This window comes from Poseidonocella sp. HB161398 (genome assembly GCF_005870025.1).
GTDB lineage: Bacteria > Pseudomonadota > Alphaproteobacteria > Rhodobacterales > Rhodobacteraceae > Mangrovicoccus.
This window is the reverse complement of the sequence record NZ_VATA01000282.1, coordinates 1-613: the sequence shown is the minus strand read 5'-3', so window position 1 is coordinate 613 and position 613 is coordinate 1. Positions and strand designations below refer to the sequence as shown.

Here is a 613-nt window from a genome sequence, read left to right as displayed (position 1 = left end):
GCGAGCAGGTCGAGCGCGGTGCGCGGGCTGGCGGAATGGCCCTTCGCCTTCAGCCTCATGCGCATGACGCGGTAGAGGACCAGCGCCAGGAAGCAGATCAGCGCATGGGCGCGGATGCGGTCCGGCAGGCGGCCTGCAAGTCAGGCTTGATGAAGCGGGTGAGCTCGGCTTCGGCGACGGCACGGGTGAAGCGGCTGTACGATCCTCGGTCCGAGGCGAGGCGTCCGCGTGCGGTCTGTCCGGCGTCCTGGCTGTCCAGCTTTCCAACCAGCCGTTCGGCCATCTCCTCGAGCTCGCGGATGCGCGCCCGGCGCCTTTCGGACTGTTCCCCGGCGCGCAGCGGATCATGGGCGACGATCAGCCGGTGTCCGGCAAATTCCGCCTCGGCGAGGCCGTCGGCATCGAAGGCAAGCCCCTGGAATGTTTCGGCAAGCTCCGCATAGCGGCGCGCGGGAACGGCCAGGATGAACTCCAGCTTGCGGCCGTCCCGGTCGGCCAGCGCGGTCAGCTCGCCGATATTCTCCTGGCTCAGCAGGCCCCGGTCAGCCACCAGCACGACCCGCTGGACCGGGAACCGCTTCAGCACCGTCTGAAGCATGCCCTGCAGTGTCTT

At 68.7% G+C, this 613-nt stretch carries 1 pseudogene; it reads right to left on the bottom strand.

Annotated elements, in window-relative coordinates:
* Positions 1-613 (bottom strand): annotated as a pseudogene (locus tag FGX59_RS37265) (IS1634 family transposase); the annotation flags it as partial.